The organism is Falsiroseomonas sp. (assembly GCF_051860665.1).
Classification (GTDB): domain Bacteria; phylum Pseudomonadota; class Alphaproteobacteria; order Acetobacterales; family Acetobacteraceae; genus Falsiroseomonas.
On the sequence record NZ_JBHYDM010000028.1, the window covers coordinates 1 to 18,169 of the forward strand.

The 18,169-nt window shown below is 70.5% G+C and carries 15 protein-coding genes and 2 pseudogenes; 12 read left to right on the top strand and 5 right to left on the bottom strand.

The genetic code is table 11. The features are described 5' to 3' along the window. The 9 genes and pseudogenes from ACTIF1_RS21040 to ACTIF1_RS21080 all read left to right on the top strand — a co-directional run. Window positions 1-286 (top strand): annotated as a pseudogene (locus ACTIF1_RS21040) (hypothetical protein); the annotation flags it as partial. A gap of 137 nt (window positions 287-423) precedes the next feature. Next, a complete protein-coding gene (locus tag ACTIF1_RS21045) occupies window positions 424-1,410 on the top strand; it encodes a Bug family tripartite tricarboxylate transporter substrate binding protein (RefSeq protein ID WP_439598427.1) in 987 nt (328 codons plus the stop codon). Beyond that, window positions 1,410-2,144 carry a hypothetical protein gene (locus tag ACTIF1_RS21050; protein ID WP_439598428.1) on the top strand — a complete coding sequence of 245 codons (735 nt, stop codon included), beginning with the start codon at window positions 1,410-1,412 and terminating at the stop codon, window positions 2,142-2,144. Before ACTIF1_RS21045 ends, ACTIF1_RS21050 begins: the two co-directional genes overlap by 1 nt. A gap of 156 nt (window positions 2,145-2,300) precedes the next feature. After that, window positions 2,301-3,254 carry a malate dehydrogenase gene (gene mdh, locus ACTIF1_RS21055; RefSeq protein WP_216833906.1) on the top strand — a complete coding sequence of 318 codons (954 nt, stop codon included), beginning with the start codon at window positions 2,301-2,303 and terminating at the stop codon, window positions 3,252-3,254. 61 nt (window positions 3,255-3,315) lie between these two features. Then, window positions 3,316-4,512 (top strand): annotated as a pseudogene (sucC, locus tag ACTIF1_RS21060) (ADP-forming succinate--CoA ligase subunit beta); the annotation flags it as partial. A gap of 5 nt (window positions 4,513-4,517) precedes the next feature. Continuing rightward, complete coding sequence (sucD, locus tag ACTIF1_RS21065) at window positions 4,518-5,414, top strand: succinate--CoA ligase subunit alpha (RefSeq protein WP_439598429.1); 897 nt, start codon at window positions 4,518-4,520, stop codon at window positions 5,412-5,414. Between the two features lie 120 nt (window positions 5,415-5,534). Further along, the gene (locus ACTIF1_RS21070; protein ID WP_439598430.1) at window positions 5,535-8,435 is read left to right on the top strand and encodes a 2-oxoglutarate dehydrogenase E1 component; all 2,901 of its coding nucleotides are present in this window, start codon (window positions 5,535-5,537) and stop codon (window positions 8,433-8,435) included. A 28-nt stretch (window positions 8,436-8,463) separates the two neighbouring features. Then, on the top strand, window positions 8,464-9,687 hold the full coding sequence (odhB, locus tag ACTIF1_RS21075) for a 2-oxoglutarate dehydrogenase complex dihydrolipoyllysine-residue succinyltransferase (protein ID WP_439598431.1): 1,224 nt from the start codon (window positions 8,464-8,466) through the stop codon (window positions 9,685-9,687). A gap of 156 nt (window positions 9,688-9,843) precedes the next feature. Continuing rightward, a complete protein-coding gene (locus ACTIF1_RS21080) occupies window positions 9,844-10,161 on the top strand; it encodes a hypothetical protein (protein WP_439598432.1) in 318 nt (105 codons plus the stop codon). A 60-nt stretch (window positions 10,162-10,221) separates the two neighbouring features. On the opposite strand, the gene ACTIF1_RS21085 is transcribed toward ACTIF1_RS21080, so the two are convergent. Further along, window positions 10,222-11,202, bottom strand: a complete 981-nt coding sequence (locus tag ACTIF1_RS21085) for a Bug family tripartite tricarboxylate transporter substrate binding protein (RefSeq protein ID WP_439598433.1) — start codon at window positions 11,200-11,202, stop codon at window positions 10,222-10,224. Between the two features lie 59 nt (window positions 11,203-11,261). On the opposite strand from ACTIF1_RS21085, the gene ACTIF1_RS21090 reads away from it, so the two are divergent. Further along, complete coding sequence (locus ACTIF1_RS21090) at window positions 11,262-11,723, top strand: DUF3237 domain-containing protein (RefSeq protein ID WP_439598434.1); 462 nt, start codon at window positions 11,262-11,264, stop codon at window positions 11,721-11,723. Between the two features lie 3 nt (window positions 11,724-11,726). On the opposite strand, the gene ACTIF1_RS21095 is transcribed toward ACTIF1_RS21090, so the two are convergent. Beyond that, the gene (locus ACTIF1_RS21095) at window positions 11,727-13,061 is read right to left on the bottom strand and encodes an ATP-binding protein (RefSeq protein WP_439598435.1); all 1,335 of its coding nucleotides are present in this window, start codon (window positions 13,059-13,061) and stop codon (window positions 11,727-11,729) included. Next, a complete protein-coding gene (locus ACTIF1_RS21100; RefSeq protein WP_439598436.1) occupies window positions 13,058-13,738 on the bottom strand; it encodes a response regulator transcription factor in 681 nt (226 codons plus the stop codon). The genes ACTIF1_RS21095 and ACTIF1_RS21100 overlap by 4 nt, the downstream gene beginning before the upstream one ends. A gap of 143 nt (window positions 13,739-13,881) precedes the next feature. On the opposite strand from ACTIF1_RS21100, the gene ACTIF1_RS21105 reads away from it, so the two are divergent. Next, window positions 13,882-14,514, top strand: a complete 633-nt coding sequence (locus ACTIF1_RS21105; RefSeq protein WP_439598437.1) for a hypothetical protein — start codon at window positions 13,882-13,884, stop codon at window positions 14,512-14,514. A 7-nt stretch (window positions 14,515-14,521) separates the two neighbouring features. On the opposite strand, the gene ACTIF1_RS21110 is transcribed toward ACTIF1_RS21105, so the two are convergent. Both ACTIF1_RS21110 and ACTIF1_RS21115 read right to left on the bottom strand, forming a co-directional pair. Next, window positions 14,522-15,637, bottom strand: a complete 1,116-nt coding sequence (locus ACTIF1_RS21110) for a serine hydrolase domain-containing protein (protein WP_439598438.1) — start codon at window positions 15,635-15,637, stop codon at window positions 14,522-14,524. Beyond that, window positions 15,634-16,512, bottom strand: coding sequence for an AraC family transcriptional regulator (locus tag ACTIF1_RS21115; protein WP_439598439.1), 879 nt, complete (start codon window positions 16,510-16,512; stop codon window positions 15,634-15,636). Before ACTIF1_RS21115 ends, ACTIF1_RS21110 begins: the two co-directional genes overlap by 4 nt. 90 nt (window positions 16,513-16,602) lie before the next feature. Here ACTIF1_RS21115 and lpdA point away from each other — a divergent pair, with 90 nt between their 5' ends. Next, complete coding sequence (gene lpdA / locus ACTIF1_RS21120; RefSeq protein WP_439598440.1) at window positions 16,603-18,027, top strand: dihydrolipoyl dehydrogenase; 1,425 nt, start codon at window positions 16,603-16,605, stop codon at window positions 18,025-18,027. Window positions 18,028-18,169 lie beyond the last annotated feature (142 nt).

Below are 18,169 nucleotides of genomic sequence, written 5' to 3' on the forward strand. Positions count from 1 at the left end.
CACCGCAGCGCGCCCGGCCGCCAGCAGCCGCAGCGCCGCCCGCAGCGCGCCGCGCAATGCCGCTGCCGCCCGCCAGGTGCTGGTGCGGCGGGGCGATGTGCGCACGCAGCGCCGCGGCGTCGTGGTGCGCGGCGCGGCGGCGGCCACCATTTCCAGCCGCAGCAGCATTGCCGGCTGGCAGTCCGGCCTGCCCGCCGTGACCATGGCGCAGCGGGACTGCCCGGTCGGCACCTTCGCCATCCTGGCCCGCGGCCATGACGACATCGTCCGCTGCATGCCGCTCTGAACTGCCCCTAGCCGCGGGCATCGGTCAGGGGGCGCCTTCCGGCGCCCTTTTTGTTTGTCCGGTTGCGAATTGTCCGGACGAATGCCTTGCCCCGCCGCGCTTCCCCGCACCAGACTGCGCTGCGGAGGAACACCAAGATGCAAAGACGCCATCTGCTGGCGGCGATGGGGGCGCTGGCGGCCCCCCTATGCGGCACCACCCTCGGCGCACGTCCGGCCCGTGCCCAGGCCTGGCCCGCACGCCCGATCCGGCTGATCATCCCCTATCCGCCCGGCGGCGGCACGGACACCCTGGCCCGCCCCTGGGTGGAGCGCATGCGCCAGAAGCTGGGCCAGCCGCTGGTGGTGGAAAACCGCGGCGGCGCCGCCACCAATATCGGCATGGAGGCCGCCGCCCGCGCCGCGCCGGATGGCTACACCCTGGTGATGAACGCCGACAACATCGCCTATTTTCCCTATCTCTACAGCCGCATGCCCTATCAGCTGTTCCGGGACTTCGCCCCGATCGGCTATCTGGCGGAGACGCCGCTGGTGGTGGCGGCGAACCCCAATGTGCCGGCGCGCACGCTGCGGGAATTCGTCGCGCTCTGCCGCGCCAATCCCGAGAAATACACCTTTGCCAATCCCTCCATCGGCTCGCCCCACCACATGGGCTTCGAGCTGCTGGCGCGGGAGGCGGGCATCAGGCTGGTGCAGGCCGAATACCGGGGCGGCGGGCCGGCGATGAACGATGTGCTGGCCGGGCATGTCCATCTCGGCGTCTTCAGCCTGGGCTCCGTCACCCAGCATTTCGCCGCCGGCACGCTGCGGCCCTATGCATTGCTCTCCGCCCGTCGATCCGCCGCCGCGCCGGATGTGCCGACCACGGCGGAGGAAGGCCTGCCCGGCGCGGTGAATGCGCTGCGCTTCCTGGTCTTCGCCCCCGCCAATACGCCGCGGGAGATCGTGGCGGCGCTGGAGGCGGCCAATCGCGAAAGCCTGGCGGACCCCGCGCTGCGCGAGCAGCTGACCCGCACCGGCTTCGAGATCACCCCCAACGGGCCGGATGAGGCGCTGGCCATGCTGCGCGCCGAGCACGACCGCTGGGCCGCGATCCTTCCTTCCATGAATCTGAGGCTCGACTGATGGCGACGCGACTCGATATCCCCGGCGATGCCGCCCGGGTGGTGCAGGCGGTGCGGGCGGGCGGGGTGGCGCTGATCCCGATGGATGTCGGCTATGCTGGCATCGGCGGCTGCCAGGCGGCGCTGATGCGCTTCTTCCAGGCCAAGGGCCGCGGCGCCCACAAGCGCAATGCCATGCTGGGCAATCTCGACCTGCATGACGAGCTGCACCTGCTGGACGCCCGGGGCCGGGACATGGTGCGCTGCCTGGTGCAGGACTACGACCTGCCGATGGCCGTGGTGGCCGGCTTCCGGGACCAGCACCCGCTGCTGCGCGCGCTGGGGGAGGAGGCGCTGGCCGCCAGCACGGATGGCGGCACGCTGGCCATGCTGCTGAATGCCGGGAATTTCCTGGCCGAGGTGACCCGCCAGGCGACCGCCGCGGGCCAGCCGCTGTTCGGCAGCTCCGCCAACCTGACCGGCACCGGCACCCGCTTCCGCGCCACCGATGTGCAGCCGGAAATCCGGGCGGTGGCGGAGGTGATCGTCGATTACGGCCTGCAGAAATTCCACCGCTACCGCCGCAGCTCCACCATGATCGACTTCCGCAGCATGGAGGTGGTGCGCATCGGATCCTGCTACGAGGTCATCGCCGATGTGCTGCAGCGGCATTTCGGGGTGGAGCTGCCGGCCGATCCGGGGCTGGAGGCACTGCCCTCGGGCCATCTGCGGGAGGCGCAGCGGCAGTACGCCTGACCCTTCGGCGGACCTGGGTCGGCCCCTGCCAGCTTAGGCTGCGTTAGCCAACGCCTTGCCCGGCTTGCGGGGCGGGAGTAGGAAGCCCCGCAGGGCGCGACCTTCGGGGCGCGGCCCGAAAATCCCTGCGAACTCCACCCAGGCAAGGACCGCTGCATGGCCCGCAAGAAGATCGCGCTCATTGGCGCCGGCAACATCGGCGGCACGCTCGCCCATCTGATCGGCCTGAAGGAGCTGGGCGACGTCGTCATGTTCGACGTCTTCCCGGGGGTGGCCGCCGGCAAGGCGCTGGACATCATGCAGTCCGGCCCCGTGGACGGTTTTGATAGTGCCATGTCCGGCACGGGCGACTACAGCGCCATCGAGGGCGCCGATGTCGTCATCGTCACGGCAGGCTTCCCGCGCATGCCGGGCATGAGCCGCGACGACCTGCTGACGAAGAATGCCGGCGTCATCGGCCAGGTGGCCGAGGGCATCAAGCAGTATGCCCCGAACGCCTTCGTCATCTGCATCACCAACCCGCTCGATGTCATGGTCTGGGTGCTGCAGCAGCGCTCCGGCCTGCCGGCGGAGAAGGTGGTGGGCATGGCCGGCGTGCTGGATTCCAGCCGTTTTCGGCTGTTCCTGGCCCAGGAGTTCGGTGTCAGCGTTGAGGACGTGACCGCCTTCGTCCTCGGCGGCCATGGCGATACCATGGTGCCGCTGACGCGCTATTCGACTGTCGCCGGCGTCCCCGTGCCCGACCTGATCAAGATGGGCTGGACCACGCAGGAGAAGATCGACGCCATCGTCGCCCGCACGGCGAACGGCGGTGGTGAAATCGTAAAACTGCTGGAGAAGGGCTCGGCCTTCTATGCGCCGGCGGCCTCGGCCATCGCCATGGCGGAGAGCTACCTGCTGGACAAGAAGCGCGTGCTGCCCTGCGCCGTGCTGCTGAACGGCGAATACGGCCAGAACGACTTCTATGTGGGCGTGCCCGTGGTGATCGGCGCCGGCGGCGTCGAGAAGATCATGGAAGTGCAGTTCACGGCCGAGGAGAAGGCCGCCTTCGACAAGTCCTGCGACGCGGTGAAGAAGCTGATCGCGGACTTCAAGGCGCTCGGCGTCTGATACCGCCCGCCGGGGGCATGCAGGCCCCCGGCTTTCTTGGCGCCCTGCTTGCCGGAGACATCGGATGAACATCCACGAATACCAGGCCAAGGAATTGCTGCGCCGCTACGGCGTGGCGGTGCTCGAGGGCCATGTGGCCTGGACGGCGGATGAGGCTGTGGAAGCGGCGAAGAAGCTGCCCGGCCCCGTCTATGTCGTGAAGTCGCAGATCCATGCCGGCGGCCGCGGCGCCGGCCGCTTCGCCAATGACCCGAACGGCAAGGGCGGCGTCCGCGTCGTCAAGTCGATCGAGGCGGTGCGCGAGGCGGCCGAGGCGATGATCGGCAAGGTCCTGGTCACCAAGCAGACCGGCGAGCAGGGCAAGCTGGTCTCCCGCGTCTTCGTGGAAGACGGCTGCGACATCAAGCGGGAGCTGTATCTCGGCCTGCTGGTCGACCGCGAGACCAGCCGCGTGACCATCATGGCCTCGACCGAAGGGGGCATGGAGATCGAGGAGGTGGCGCACAACCACCCCGAGAAGATTTTGAAAGTTGCCATCGACCCGGCCTCGGGGATTTCCGGCTTCCATGCCCGCAAGCTGGCCTTCGGCCTGGGCCTGGAAGGCAAGCAGGTCGCCGCCTTCACGAAGTTCGTGCTGGCGCTCTACGGCGCGTTCCTGGAGCTCGACTGCGCCATCGTCGAGATCAACCCGCTGGTCGTCACCGGCAAGGGCGACATCGTGGCGCTGGACGCCAAGGTGTCCTTCGACGAGAGCGCGCTGTTCCGCCACAAGGACCTCGAGGCCCTGCGCGATGACAGCGAGATGGACCCGAAGGAACTCGACGCGGTCAAGAACGACCTGAACTACGTGGCGCTCGACGGCGAGATCGGCTGCATGGTGAATGGCGCGGGCCTGGCCATGGCGACCATGGACATCATCAAGCTCTACGGTTCCTCCCCCGCCAACTTCCTCGACGTCGGCGGCACTGCGAATGCGGCACGCGTGACGGAGGCGTTCCGGATCATCACCTCCGACGCCAACGTCAAGGCGATCCTGGTCAATATCTTCGGCGGCATCGCCAAGTGCGACATGATCGCGACCGGCATCGTGGAAGCCTCCAAGAACCTCTCCCTCAGCGTCCCGCTGGTGGTGCGGCTCGAAGGTACGAACGTCGACCTCGGCAAGAAGATTTTGGCTGAATCCGGCCTGGCTATCATCCCCGCCGACAACCTGGCCGATGCGGCCCAGAAGGTTGTCGCCGCGGTGAAGGGGAACTGACGAAAATGGCCGTTCTGATCGACGCCAAGACCCGCGTCATGACCCAGGGTTTCACGGGGGCCCAGGGCACCTTCCATGCCTCCCAGGGCATTGCCTATGGCAGCACCTATGTCGGCGGCACCACGCCGGGCAAGGGCGGCACCATGCACCCGGAGCTGAACCTGCCGGTGTTCAACACCGTGGTGGAATGCCGGGACGCGACGGGCGCGAATGCGACCGTGATCTACGTGCCCGCCCCCTTCGCGGCCGATGCCATCCTGGAAGCCATCGACGCCGAGATGCCGCTGATCATCTGCATCACGGAGGGCATTCCGGTGCTCGACATGGTGAAGGTGAAGCGCGCGCTCGCCGGCTCCAAGTCCATCCTGGTCGGGCCGAACTGCCCGGGCGTGATCACGCCGGATGCCTGCAAGATCGGCATCATGCCGGGCCATATCCACCGCCGCGGTTCGGTCGGCATCGTCAGCCGCTCCGGCACCCTGACCTATGAGGCCGTCGCGCAGACCACGGCGGCCGGCCTCGGCCAGTCCACCTGCGTCGGCATCGGCGGCGACCCGGTGAAGGGCATGGACTTCATCGATGTCCTGAAGCTGTTCCTGGCCGATGACGAGACCCAGTCCATCATCATGATCGGCGAGATCGGCGGCCAGTCCGAGGTGATCGGCGCCGAGTATCTCGCCGAGCACAATTTCGGACCGGGCAAGCCGAACAAGCCGGTGGTCGGCTTCATCGCCGGCGCCACGGCCCCTCCGGGCCGCCGCATGGGCCATGCCGGCGCGGTGATCTCGGGCGGCAACGACACGGCGGCGGCGAAGATGGAAGCGATGGCCAAGGCCGGCATCCATGTCGCCGACAGCCCCTCCGCCCTGGGGTCCACCATGGTGAAGGCGCTCAGGAAGTAACGTAACGGTCACCAGGGTCGCGTCAGGCTCCTGGCTGGGGGCCTGACGTGGGCGACCCCGGTGACCTATCTATAGCTGCGGCGCGCCGCCAGAACCGCGGCGTGCGCAACGGAGACGGAAATGGCCGGAGTGGATGTCCTCGCGAGTGCGATGTCGGGCGCGAATGCCGCCTACCTCGCCGACCTCTATGCCCGCTGGGCGGAGAAGCCGGACAGCGTCGATCCCTCCTTCGCCGAGCTCTTCGGGGCGCTGAACGACGAGGCCCGCGCGGTGCTGACGGATGCCACGGGCGCCAGCTGGGCGCCCCGCATCCGCGGCGCCTTCGGCCCGGATCCCGAGGCCCCGCCCGCCGCCCCCAAGGGCAAGGGCGACAAGGCCGCCCCGGCCGCCGCGGCGAATACCGTGGACAAGGCGGCCGCCCAGCGCGCGGTGCTGGATTCCATCCGCGCCCTGATGCTGATCCGCAGCTACCGCGTGCGCGGCCATCTGGAAGCGCAGCTCGATCCGCTCGGCCTTCAGGTGCCGAAGCCGCATCCGGAGCTGGACCCCAAGACCTACGGTTTTGCCGAATCCGACATGGACCGGCCGATCTTCCTCGACATGGTGCTCGGCCGCGAATACGCGACGCTGCGGGAGATCCTGGCGATCTGCCGCGCCAGCTATTGCGGCTCGATCGGCACCGAGTTCATGCACATCCAGGATCCCGAGCAGAAATCTTGGATCCAGCGGCGGATCGAGGGTGCGCCCTGGGTCAAGGCCTTCGATACCGGCGCCAAGCGCCAGATCCTGCAGCAGCTGACCGAGGCCGAGGGTTTCGAGGCCTTCTGCGCCAAGAAATACGCCACCACCAAGCGCTTCGGCCTGGAGGGCGGTGAGAGCACCATCCCCGCCATCCAGTCCGTCATCGAGGTCGCCGCCGGCCAGGGCGTGAACGAGATCTCGATCGGCATGGCCCATCGCGGCCGGCTGAACGTGCTGGTGAATGTGGTGAAGAAGCCCTTCTCGGCGGTCTTCTCCGAGTTCAAGGGCAATGCCGCGACGCCCGAGGATGTGCAGGGCTCCGGCGACGTGAAGTACCACCTGGGCACCTCGACCGATATCGAGGTGGCCGGGCGCATGGTGCACCTCTCCCTGCAGCCGAACCCCTCCCACCTCGAAGCGGTCGATCCCGTTGTGGTCGGCAAGGTGCGCGCGCGGCAGGACATGGCCGGCGACACCAAGTCGAGAAAGTCGGTCATGGGCATCCTGCTGCATGGCGACGCCGCCTTCGCCGGCCAGGGCCTGGTCTATGAGACGCTGGCGATGAGCCAGCTCATCGGCTACCGCACCGGCGGCACCATCCATATCGTCACCAACAACCAGATCGGCTTCACCACCGTCCCGGCGCATGCCTATTCGGGCCTGTACTGCACCGACGTGGCGAAGAGCATCCAGGTGCCGATCCTGCATGTGAACGGCGACGATGCGGAGGCGGTGGTCTTCTGCGCCCGCATGGCGGCCGAGTTCCGCATGCAGTTCGGCGCGGACTTCGTGCTCGACATCGTCTGCTATCGCCGCCACGGCCATAACGAGACGGACGAGCCGGCCTTCACGCAGCCGATCATGTACGGCCGCATCCGCGAGATGAAGACCACCCGCACCCTCTATGCCGAGAAGCTGGCCCGCGAGGGCAGCGTGCCGGCCGAGGAATCCAAGGCGGTGCTGGATGCCTTCAACGCCCAGCTGGAGGAAGCCTTCCAGGCGGCGGCCAGCTTCAAGCCGAACAAGGCGGATTGGCTGGAAGGCCATTGGTCCGGCCTGAAGGCCGTGACGGTGGGCGAGGATGTCGAGCGGCTGCACGAGACCGCGGTCGGCCTGGACGAGCTGCGCGAGGTGGGCGCGGCGCTGGCCCGCGTCCCCTCCGATTTCGGCGCGAACCCGAAGATCCTGCGCCAGCTGGAGGCGAAGAAAACCGCCATCGAGACCGGCGAGGGCATCGACTGGGCGACCGGCGAGGCGCTGGCCTTCGGCACCCTGCTGCTGGAAGGCCATCGCGTGCGCCTGTCCGGCGAGGATGTGCAGCGCGGCACCTTCAGCCAGCGCCATGTCCACCTGGTGGACCAGAAGACCCAGGCCGAATACGTCCCGCTGAACAATATCCGCGCCGGCCAGCCGAAGTTCGAGGCCTTCAACAGCCTGCTCTCCGAGATGGGCGTGCTCGGCTTCGAATACGGCTATACCCTGGCGGACCCGCGCACCCTGGTGCTGTGGGAAGCGCAGTTCGGCGACTTCGCGAATGGCGCGCAGGTCATCATCGACCAGTTCATCGCGAGTGCCGAGACCAAGTGGCTGCGCATGTCCGGCCTGGTGATGCTGCTGCCGCATGGCTATGAGGGCCAGGGGCCGGAGCATTCCTCCGCGCGGCTGGAGCGCTACCTGCAGCTCTGCGCCGAGCGCAACATGCGGGTCGGCAACCTGACCACGCCGGCCAACTACTTCCACGCGCTGCGCCGCCAGCTGAAGGCGAACTACCGCAAGCCGCTGGTGCTGATGACACCGAAGTCGCTGCTGCGGCACAAGCTGGCGGTCTCCCCGCTCGCCGATTTCGGGCCGGGCAGCAGCTTCCAGTACATCATCCCCGAGATCGACACCCTGGTGGCGCCGGACCAGATCAAGCGCGTCGTGCTCTGCACCGGCAAGGTCTATTACGACCTGCTGGCGGAGCGGCGGGAGAAGGGCGTGAAGGACGTGGCGATTCTCCGCGTCGAGCAGCTCTATCCCTTCGCCAAGACGACGCTCGCCAAGCTGCTTTCGCCCTATCGCAACGCGGATGTGGTCTGGTGCCAGGAGGAGCCCGAGAACATGGGCGCCTGGACCTATATCGACCGCAAGATCGAGGGCGTGCTGAACAGCATCGAGATCAAGGCGAAGCGCCCGAGCTATGTCGGCCGCATCGAGGCGGCGAGCCCGGCCACCGGCCTCGCCAAGGTTCACCAGCAGCAGCAGGAAACCCTGGTGCGCGAGGCGCTCGGCCTTTCGTGAGCGTCCCCCCAGGCAGAAGGCAGGACAGATGACCGATATCGTGGTGCCCCCCCTCGGGGAAAGCGTCTCCTCCGCGACCATCGCGCGGTGGCTCAAGAAGGCCGGGGAAGCCGTGGCGCTGGATGAGCCGTTGGTGGAGCTGGAGACCGACAAGGTCACGGTCGAGGTCAATGCCGCCGTCGCCGGCGTGATCGAAAGCATCGCCGCCCAGGAAGGCGCCGAGGTCGGCCCGGGCGCCGTGCTGGGCGTGATCGCGGCCGGTGCCGCCGCCGCCACGCCGAGCAAGCCGGCACCGGCCCCCGCCGCCCCGGCGCAGCCCAAGGCCGAGGCGCCGACCCCGGCCCCCGGCCCGGTGGCGCGCCCGGCGGAAGGTGCCTCCCACGGCCCGGCCGCCAACAAGGCCATGGCCGATGCCGGCATCACGGCGGAGCAGGTCGGCGCCGGCTCCGGCAAGGATGGGCGGGTGACCAAGGGCGATGTGCTGGCCTTCCTGGCCAAGCCCGCCGCCGCGCCCGCGCCGGCCGCCGCCCCCAAGGCGCCCCGCGCCCTGGAATCCGGCGAGGAGCGGGTGAAGATGACCCGCCTGCGCCAGACCATCGCGCGCCGCCTGAAGGAAGCCCAGAACACGGCGGCCATGCTGACCACCTTCAACGAGGTGGACATGGGCGCGGCCATGGCGCTGCGGGCCGAATACAAGGATGTCTTCGAGAAGAAGCACGGCGTGAAGCTCGGCTTCATGTCCTTCTTCGTGAAGGCCTGCGTCGCGGCGCTGAAGGAATTCCCGGCGGTGAACGCCGAGATCGACGGCGACGAGATCGTCTACAAGCACGCCGTCCACATGGGCATCGCCGTCGGCGGCCCCTCGGGCCTCGTGGTGCCGGTGGTGCGCAATGCGGACCAGATGGGCTTCGCGGAGATCGAGAAGACCATCGGCGCCTATGGCAAGAAGGCGCGTGACGGCGCGCTGAAGCTGGACGAGCTGACCGGCGGCAGCTTCACCATCACCAATGGCGGCATCTACGGCAGCCTGATGTCGACGCCGATCCTGAACCCGCCGCAGTCCGGCATCCTGGGCATGCACAAGATCCAGGAACGCCCGATGGCCGTCGGCGGCAAGGTCGAGATCCGGCCGATGATGTACATCGCGCTGAGCTACGACCACCGCATCGTCGACGGGAAGGAGGCGGTGAGCTTCCTGGTGCGCGTGAAGGAAAGCATCGAGGATCCGCGCCGGCTGATGCTGGACCTGTGACGGCCGCCTAGCCCCCACCCCCGACCAGCCTTCGGCGTTGCGGCAGTGCCGCAACCCCCCTGCTCCGCAGGGGAGGGAGAAGAAAGCCCTCCCCCGTGCTCACGGGGGAGGGTTGGGTGGGGGCGGCGGCCCGCCTGAACTCGCCGAGGCTCCCCCATGCTGATCCTCGCCTTCGGCTTCCTCGCCCTCTGCGCCGCCCTCGAATACCGCGCCCGCGGCGAGCCCGCCTTGCGCCCAGACCCCCGCACGGACCGGATCTGGCGCGGTCTCGGCACCCTGGCGGGGCTGCTCGCGACCATCGGCCCCCTGGTGGTCATGGCCCGGATCGACGTGGCGCTCGGCGCCGGCGCCTATCTGCTCGGTGCCGCCTTCGCCTTCGCCGGCGGTTTTACGCCTGAACGCTGGTGGGGCCTGACCTCCATGGCCGCCGGCGTCTTCGGCCTCGGCCTGCTGGCGGGGGCGCTGCTGGCCTGAAGCATTTTCAAGCCTTGCGGCTTCGCAAGGCGACTCGGAAAATGCGCCAGGACAACGCCTCTACTCGATCGCGCGGAAGCCGGTGGCGCGCACCACCTCCGCCCATCGCGTGGTTTCGGCCTGCATCATCCGCGCGAAATCCACCCGGCCATTGCCGGCGGGCCGGAAGCCGGTTTCCGCCAGGCGGGCGCGCAGCGGCGGCGCGGCCAGCACCCGCAGCACCCCTTCCTCCAGCGAGGCCAGCACGGCCGCCGGCGTCGCCGCCGGGGCCACCAGGCCGAACCAGGCATGGAAGCCGAGCGCCGGCCGGCCCAGCTCCGCCATGGTCGGCACCTGCGGCAGCAGCGGCGCCCGTGCCGGGCCGGTGACGGCCAGGGCCTTCAGCCGCCCGGCCTGCACCTGCGGCGCCACCAGGGCGATGGTGCCGAACATGCCCTGCACATCGCCGCCGAGGATCGCGGTCATCGCATCGCCGGTGGCGCGGAAATGCACCGCCTCCGCCCGCAGCCCGGCCTCGGCGGCCAGCATCGCCGCGCCGAAATGGCCGGGCGTGCCGGCGCCGAAAGTGCCCATGAAGACCTGCGGCCGCGTCTTGCCCCAGGTGACGTAGCTGTCGAGGTCCGCCACCGGCAGGCTGGCCGGTACGACGAAGGCGAAGTCGATCGCCGCGACCTCCGCCACCGCCGCGAAGTCGCGGGCCGGGTCATAGGGCAGGCGGGCATAGGTGCTGGGCGCCATGGCGAGCTGGCCGACCTCGCCGAAGAGCAGCGTCGTGCCATCCGGCGCCGCCCGCGCCACCTCCTGCGCCGCGATGGCGCCGGCGGCACCCGGCTTGTTGTCCACCACCACGCCCGCGGGCCAGGTCTCGCGCAGGGCCTCGGCCAGCAGGCGCCCCACCACATCCGGCCCGCTGCCGGGCGGGAAGCCCAGCACCAGGCGGATCGGCCGGTCCGGCAGGGCGGCGCGCGCCATCCGGGGGGCGAAGGGCAGCAGCGCGGCGCCGGCCAGCAGGGCACGGCGGACGGGGTGCGATGAGCGCATGGACGGGACTCCCTTGATTGTTATGCTGTATAATAAGCAAGAGCGAGGGTGGACGGGCAATGGAAAGCGTGGCGCTGGCTTCCGAATTCGTCGGGCTGGTGGAGGTGGCGGTGGGCCCGCCGCTTTCGCTCGGCGCCGGGCCGCTGGGGGAGCGGCGTATCGTGCCGATCCTCGGCGGCACCGTGACCGGCCCGCGGCTGGAGGGGGAGGTGCTGGCCGGCGGCGCCGATTTCCAACTGATCCGCCCCGACCGGGTGGCGGAGATCGAGGCGCGCTACACGCTGCGCCTGACGGATGGCGCGCTGGTGCAGGTCACCAATCGCGGCCTGCGCCATGCCTCGCCGGAGGATATGGCCCGCCTGCTGCGCGGCCGTCCGGTGCCGCCGGAGCGCGTCTATTTCCGCACCGCCCCGGTCTTCGAGACGCCGTCGCCGGCGCATGCCTGGCTCACCCGCAGCCTCTTCGTCGGCCTTGGTGAAAGGCGCCCCGACACGGTGCTGATCCGCATTTTTGCCGTGTGAAGGTCAGCGGGGCAGGGTGACCCGCACGGCGAGGCCCGGCGGCACCGCGCCCGGCCGCGCATCGGCCAGCACCACCTCGCCCCCATGCAGCCGCGCCACCGCGGCGACCAGCGCCAGGCCAAGGCCCGTGCCGGGGGTCCGGCGGCTGCGGTCCAGGCGATAGAAGCGGTCCAGCACGCGGCCGCGCTCGGCCGCCGGCACGCCCGGCCCGTCATCCGCCACCTCCAGCCAGCCGGGCCGCAGCGTAAGGCGGATGGTGCCGCCGGGGCGGCCATGGGTCAGCGCATTCTCGATCAGATTGGCCAGCATCTGCCGCAGCAGCGCCGCATCGCCGGACAGGTTCTGCGAAGGCGCCACATCCGCCTCCAGCCGGCCCCCCGCTTCCTCCACGACGGCGCCATAGGTCTCGGCGAGGCCGGCGACGAGGGTGGAAAGGTCGAGCGGGCGAAAAGCGGCGCGGGGGCCGCCGCCCTCGGCCTGGGCGATGCGCAGCAGGGCGGCGAAGGTGGCCAGCACCGTATCCAGCTCCGCCAGCGCGTCTTCCAGCGCCGCCGCATCCTCCACCCCGTCGCGCGGTGCCGCCAGCCGCCCTTCCAGCCGCATCCGAAGGCGGGAGAGCGGGCTGCGCAGGTCGTGCGCCACGTCGCTGCTCACCTGGCGCAGCGCCGCCATCAGCGCCTCGATCCGCGCCAGCATGGCGTTCATGGTCGCCGCCAGCCGGTCCAGCTCGTCGCCGCCGCCGGTCAGCGGCAGACGCTGCGCCAGGTCGCCCTGCATCACCGCCTGCGCCGCAGTGGAGAGCCGGGCGAGCCGCCGCTCCACGCCGCGCGCCAGCAGCAGCCCGGCCAGGATCACCGCTGCCGCCGTCAGCGTGCCGCCGAGCAGCAGCCAGCCGGCCAGGCCGCGCGCCGCCGCCTGCAGATTGGCGAGGTCGGCCGCCACCACCAGCGTGCTGCCGCCGGCCAGTTCCAGCCCCAGACCCCGCAGCGCGCCACCCCCCGCCTGCGGCAGCTCCGCCAGGCCGCGCAGCCCCTCCGGCGCCACGAAGGGGCGGCCGGCAAAGATCGGCTCGGCGTCGGGCTGGAGAAGGCGCAGCGCGAAACCGTCCGGCCCGGCGCGCAGCGACTGCGCCTCCACCGCCGCGCGCAGCCCCGCCGCGCCGAAGAGCCGCGCCTCCTCGGCCAGCGTCTCGCCCTGTTCCACGAGTTCCGCGTCGAGCTGCCCCTCCAGCATCCGCACCGCGCCGAGATAGGCCAGGCCGAAGCCGAGGAGGGAGGCCAGCAGCACCAGGCCGGCGACCGCGCCGGCGATGCGCAGCGCCAGGCTGCGCGGCTTCAATCGCGCTTCCCGAGCAGATAGCCCGCGGCGCGGATGGTGTGCAGCAGCGGGGTATCGGCGCCGGCCTCGATCTTGCGGCGCAGGCGGCTGACATGCACGTCCACCACATTGGTGGTGGGGTCGAAGGCGAAGTCCCAGACATGCTCCAGCAGCATGGTCCGCGTCAGCACGCGGCCCTCGTGGCGCATCATGTATTCCAGCAGCCGCCATTCCGTCGGCAGCAGCTCCACAGGGCGGCCACCGCGGCGCACCCGGCGCTGCAGCAGGTCCATCTCCAGATCCGCGACGCGCAGCGTGGTGGGCTCCGTGCTGGCCGGACCCTGGCGCCGGGCCAGCGCATCCAACCGCGCGCGCAGCTCGCTGAACACGAAGGGTTTGGCCAGGTAGTCGTCGGCGCCGGCGTCCAGCCCCTCGACGCGGGCCTCCACCTCCGCCAGCGCGGTCAGCATCAGCACGGGCGTCGCGTTCTTCGCCGCACGCAGCGCCCGCAGAATCGTCAGGCCATCGGGGCCGGGCAGCATGCGGTCGGTGACGATGGCGTCGAAGGACTCGCTGAGGGCCAGGAACAGCCCGTCCTTCCCGTTCAGCGCCAGCTCCACCACATGGCCGGCCTCGCGCAGCCCCTTGGCGATGTAGTCGGCGGTGGCGCGGTCATCCTCGATCACCAGGATGCGCATGCGGGCGGGGTCTCCATGGGGGCGGCGACTCTGACAGATGTTTCACGGTCGCGCAGCAGGACCCTCCATGGTCGCGGGCCCAGGTTTCCGGGCGTCGGGGATGCCGGAGAGGCCGGCCCCCAAGCCCAGAAGGAACCACCCAGATGAGCAACCGCACCACCTTCCGCACCTCCGCCGCCGCCCTGGCCCTGGTGGCCGGCTGGATGGCCGCCGCCGGCGCCATGGCCCCGGCGCGGGCCGACCACGACCCGACGACCGAGGCCGCGGTGGCCGCCATGCCGCATAGCCCGGCGGTCTCCAACGGCGTCGCCGTGGATGCCGGCCGCGATGGCGACCACGACCGCTTCACCTATGAGGGCCGGGCGCATGGCAATCTCAGCGCCGGCATCCCCACCGTGGTGGGGGAGGAGCCGAACGGCCAGCCGGACATCGTCTATACCCATCCCGCCCGGCACGCCGCGTCCCGCGCCGCCGCCGTGACCCCGGCCCCGATGGCCGCGCCGGCCAGCACGCCGGCGGAACCGGTGCCCGCCCAGCTGCATGGGCTGCTGACCCAGGCCGACCAGGCGCTGGCCGCCAACCGCATGGAGCTGGCGCGCAACAAGCTGGAACAGGCCGAGACCCTGCTGCTGAATGCCCGCGCCGAGGGCGAGCGGGGCGAGGTGGTCCCGGTGCGCGACATCGCCGCCGCCCGCGCCCAGATCGCCATGAACAACCGCGGCGCCGCGCAGCGGGAGGTGATCCAGCTGCTGCGGACGCTGGGCCAGGCCAGCTGAGGCGCGCTCAGCGCGCGGGCGGCGGCACCCCGCCGTCCCGCAGCTGGGCCAGCACGATCTCCCGCCACACCCGCGTCGGAGCCGCCCAGGCATCCGGCGCGTTGTAGCGTCCGGCGAAGATGGCCAGCGTCAGCCCGGCCGCCGGCAGCACCCAGAGCCGCTGCCCGCCATTGCCGAAGGCGCCGAACCAGGGGCGCGGTTCGCCGCCCAGGGCCTCCCGCCCCAGATACCAGTGCCAGCCGTAGCGCAGCCCGTCGCCGGTCGGGATGGCCGGGCGGGTCATCGCCGCGATCCACGCGGCCGGTACGACCTGGCGGCCCTCGGCCACCCCGCCCAGCCGCACCAGCTCCCCGATCCGTGCCAGGTCGCGCAGCGTGAGCCGCAGGCCGGAGGCGGCCGATTCCTCGCCCGGTGCGCGGCCCTGCCAGGTGAAGCGGGTGATGCCGAGGGGTTCGAACAGCACCTCCCGCGCATAATCGGGCAGGGACCGGCCGCTGCCGCGCGTGATCAGCCCGCCGAGCAGCGTGGTGGCGCCGCCGCTGTAGATCCAGCGCGCGCCCGGCGGCGCCACCACCGGCTGTTCCAGCACGTAGCGCAGCCGGTCCGGCGCCGCCTCCATCGCGATCTCGCTATTGGCAGCCTCGAGGTAGGACCCGCTTTCGTCCCAGCGCAGCCCCAGGGTCATGGACAGCGCGTGCTCCACCCGCAGCCCGGCGCGGGCCGGATCGGCGGCCAGGTCGGGGTATGCGGGGAACTGGGCGTAAAGCGGCGCCTCTGGCGGCGGCACCTGGCCGCGCCCCAGCGCGATGCCATAGAGCAGGCCGACCACGCTTTTCGTGACGGAACGCAGGTCGTGCAGCACCTCCGGCCCCATCGCGACCTGTCCGAGCGGCCGGCCCCATGCCTCGTCCGGGCCCTCGTCGTAGCGCTCCAGCAGGATGCGGCCCTCGCGCGCCAGCAGCACGCCATGCAGCCCGCGCAGCAGGCCGGAGCGGATGCCGTAGTCCAGCCGCTCGGCCAGGTCCGGCGCGAAGCCTGCCTCGCCCGGCGCCGCTTGGGGCCAGGGCTGCGCGGCCAGGGCCGGTGTCGCCAGCGCGGCGGCGATCAGGCCGCGGCGCATCATGGCGCCGCTCCTCCAGGGGACGGCCGCAGCGGCAGCATCACGGCGGTCTGCCATTCGGCGGGCGGCAGGCTGCGGCAGTCGTTCAGATATTCCTCTCGCGCCGGCTGGTCCGCCGGCTCCTCGCCGCTGCCCGGCAGCCAGTCCCGGTACAGCCAGCGATAGGCCCGCTCCAGCTCCGCATAGGGACCGCGGAAGACCAGCACGGCCATCCGCGTAGGTGGCAGGGTGTGGAGTGTGACGCCTTCCGAGGCCTCGACCCCCTCCGGCACCGTGATGCCGGCCTCGGCACGCAGGTCACGCTCCGCCACGCTGCTGGGGTCGTCGTGGTACAGCGCGATCCAGCGGGTCCCGGGCGTTTCAAGCCCGCGCGCCCGGGCCCAGGCCTTCAGCCGGTCGAAGGCCGTGCCGATGCCCTGATAGGCGCCGCGATGCGCCACGCTGGCCAGGCGCAGCGGCGGCTCGTCGCGGATGGCGATCTCGAACATGTCGCTGTTCTCCAGCCGGGGTTGGGGCAGGCGCTGCCCGATGCCGCCGGAATCACGATAGGCCCCTGGCGCGACACCATAGCCAGCGCGGAAGGCGCGGGTGAAGGCGGCGGCGGAGCCATAGCCGCAGCGCTTCGCCACCGCCGCCACGGCCATGCCCTCCCGCACCAGCATTGCGGCGGCGCGCGAAAGCCGCTCCCGCGCCAAAGTCTCGGCCGGGGTCTCGCCGGTGATCTCGCGGTAGATGCGGTGGAAGTGGAAGGGGCTGAAGGCGGCGGCCTCGGCCATCGCCTCCAGGCTCGGCGGCCGCGCCGGGTCGGCGGCGATCAGCGCGATGGCGCGGGCGATGCGGCGTCCGTAATCCTGCCGGGTGAGAAGCTTTGCGGCCATGCGGGTTTCCTCTGTGCGACCATCCTGCCCCGGCGCCGCTTGATCGCGCTTGCGGGCTTCGCCGAACTTGCACCCCGCGCGGCGCGGGCTATGGTCCGGCCAGCATTCGCAGGATCCTTCTACATGTCCGAGAGCTTCGACCTCATCGTCATCGGCGCCGGCCCCGGCGGCTATGTCTGCGCGATCCGCGCGGCGCAGCTCGGCATGAAGGTCGCCTGCGTCGAGAAGCGGGCGACGCTGGGCGGCACCTGCCTGAATGTCGGCTGCATCCCCTCCAAGGCGCTGCTGCATTCCTCCGAGCATTTCGAGGAGACCAAGCACAAGCTGGCCGACCATGGCGTGATCGTCGAAGGCGTGAAGATCGACCTGGCGCGCATGCAGGCGCGCAAGGGCGAGGTCGTCTCCGCCAACGTCAAGGGCGTGGAATTCCTGTTCAAGAAGAACAAGGTCACCTGGCTGAAGGGTGAGGCCTCCATCCCCGCCCCCGGCCAGGTGAAGGTGGGCGAGACCATCTATGCGGCGAAGAACATCGTCATCGCCACGGGCAGCGAGAGCATGCCGCTGGCCGGCGTCGAGGTGGATGAGAAGCAGATCGTCACCTCCACCGGCGCGCTGGAGCTGGAGAAGGTGCCGGGTCACCTGGCGGTGATCGGCGGCGGCGTCATCGGGCTGGAGCTCGGCAGCGTCTGGCGCCGCCTCGGCGCCGAGGTGACGGTGGTGGAATTCCTCGACCGCCTGGTACCGACCATGGATGCCGAGCTGGGCAAGCAGTTCGAGCGTGTGCTGGCCAAGCAGGGCATCAAGTTCAAGCTGAAGTCCAAGGTCACCGCCGCGAAGAAGGACAAGGACGGCGTGACCCTGACCATCGAGCCCGCGGCCGGCGGGGCGGCGGAGACGGTGAAGGCCGATGTCGTGCTGCTGGCGATCGGCCGCCGCGCCTATACCGCGGGCCTCGGCCTGGCCGAGATCGGCGTCGCGACGGATGCGCGCGGCCGCGTCGTCACCGACGCGCATTTCGCCACCAATGTCCCGGGCATCTACGCCATCGGCGACGCCATCGCCGGCGCCATGCTGGCGCACAAGGCGGAGGAGGAGGGCGTGGCGGCCGCCGAGATCCTGGCCGGCCAGCATGGCCATGTGAACTACAATGCCATTCCGGGCGTGGTCTACACTTGGCCGGAAGTGGCCAGCATCGGCGAGACCGAGGAGCAGCTGAAGGAACGCGGCGCCGCCTATAGCGTCGGCAAGTTCCCCTTCACGGCGAATGGCCGGGCCCGCGCCATGGGCGATGTGGACGGCTTCGTGAAGATCCTGGCGGACAAGACCACGGACCGGATCCTGGGCGCGCATATCCTGGGCGCCGATGCCGGCACGCTGATCGCCGAGATCGCGGTGGCCATGGAATTCGGCGCGAGCGCCGAGGATGTGGCGCGCACCAGCCATGCCCATCCCTCGCTGAACGAGGCGGTGAAGGAAGCCGCCCTGGCCGTGGCTGGGCGGGCCTTGCATATCTGAGGCCCAGTTAAGCCCTCTTCCCCTGACGGGGGGAGAGGGTGGGGTGAGGGGGGCTGCGGGCATCGCGCGCGTTCATCTTCATGCTGGTCACCCGCACCCATCGTTGGACGCATGCGTCCAACCCCCCATGACCGGGGGGGAG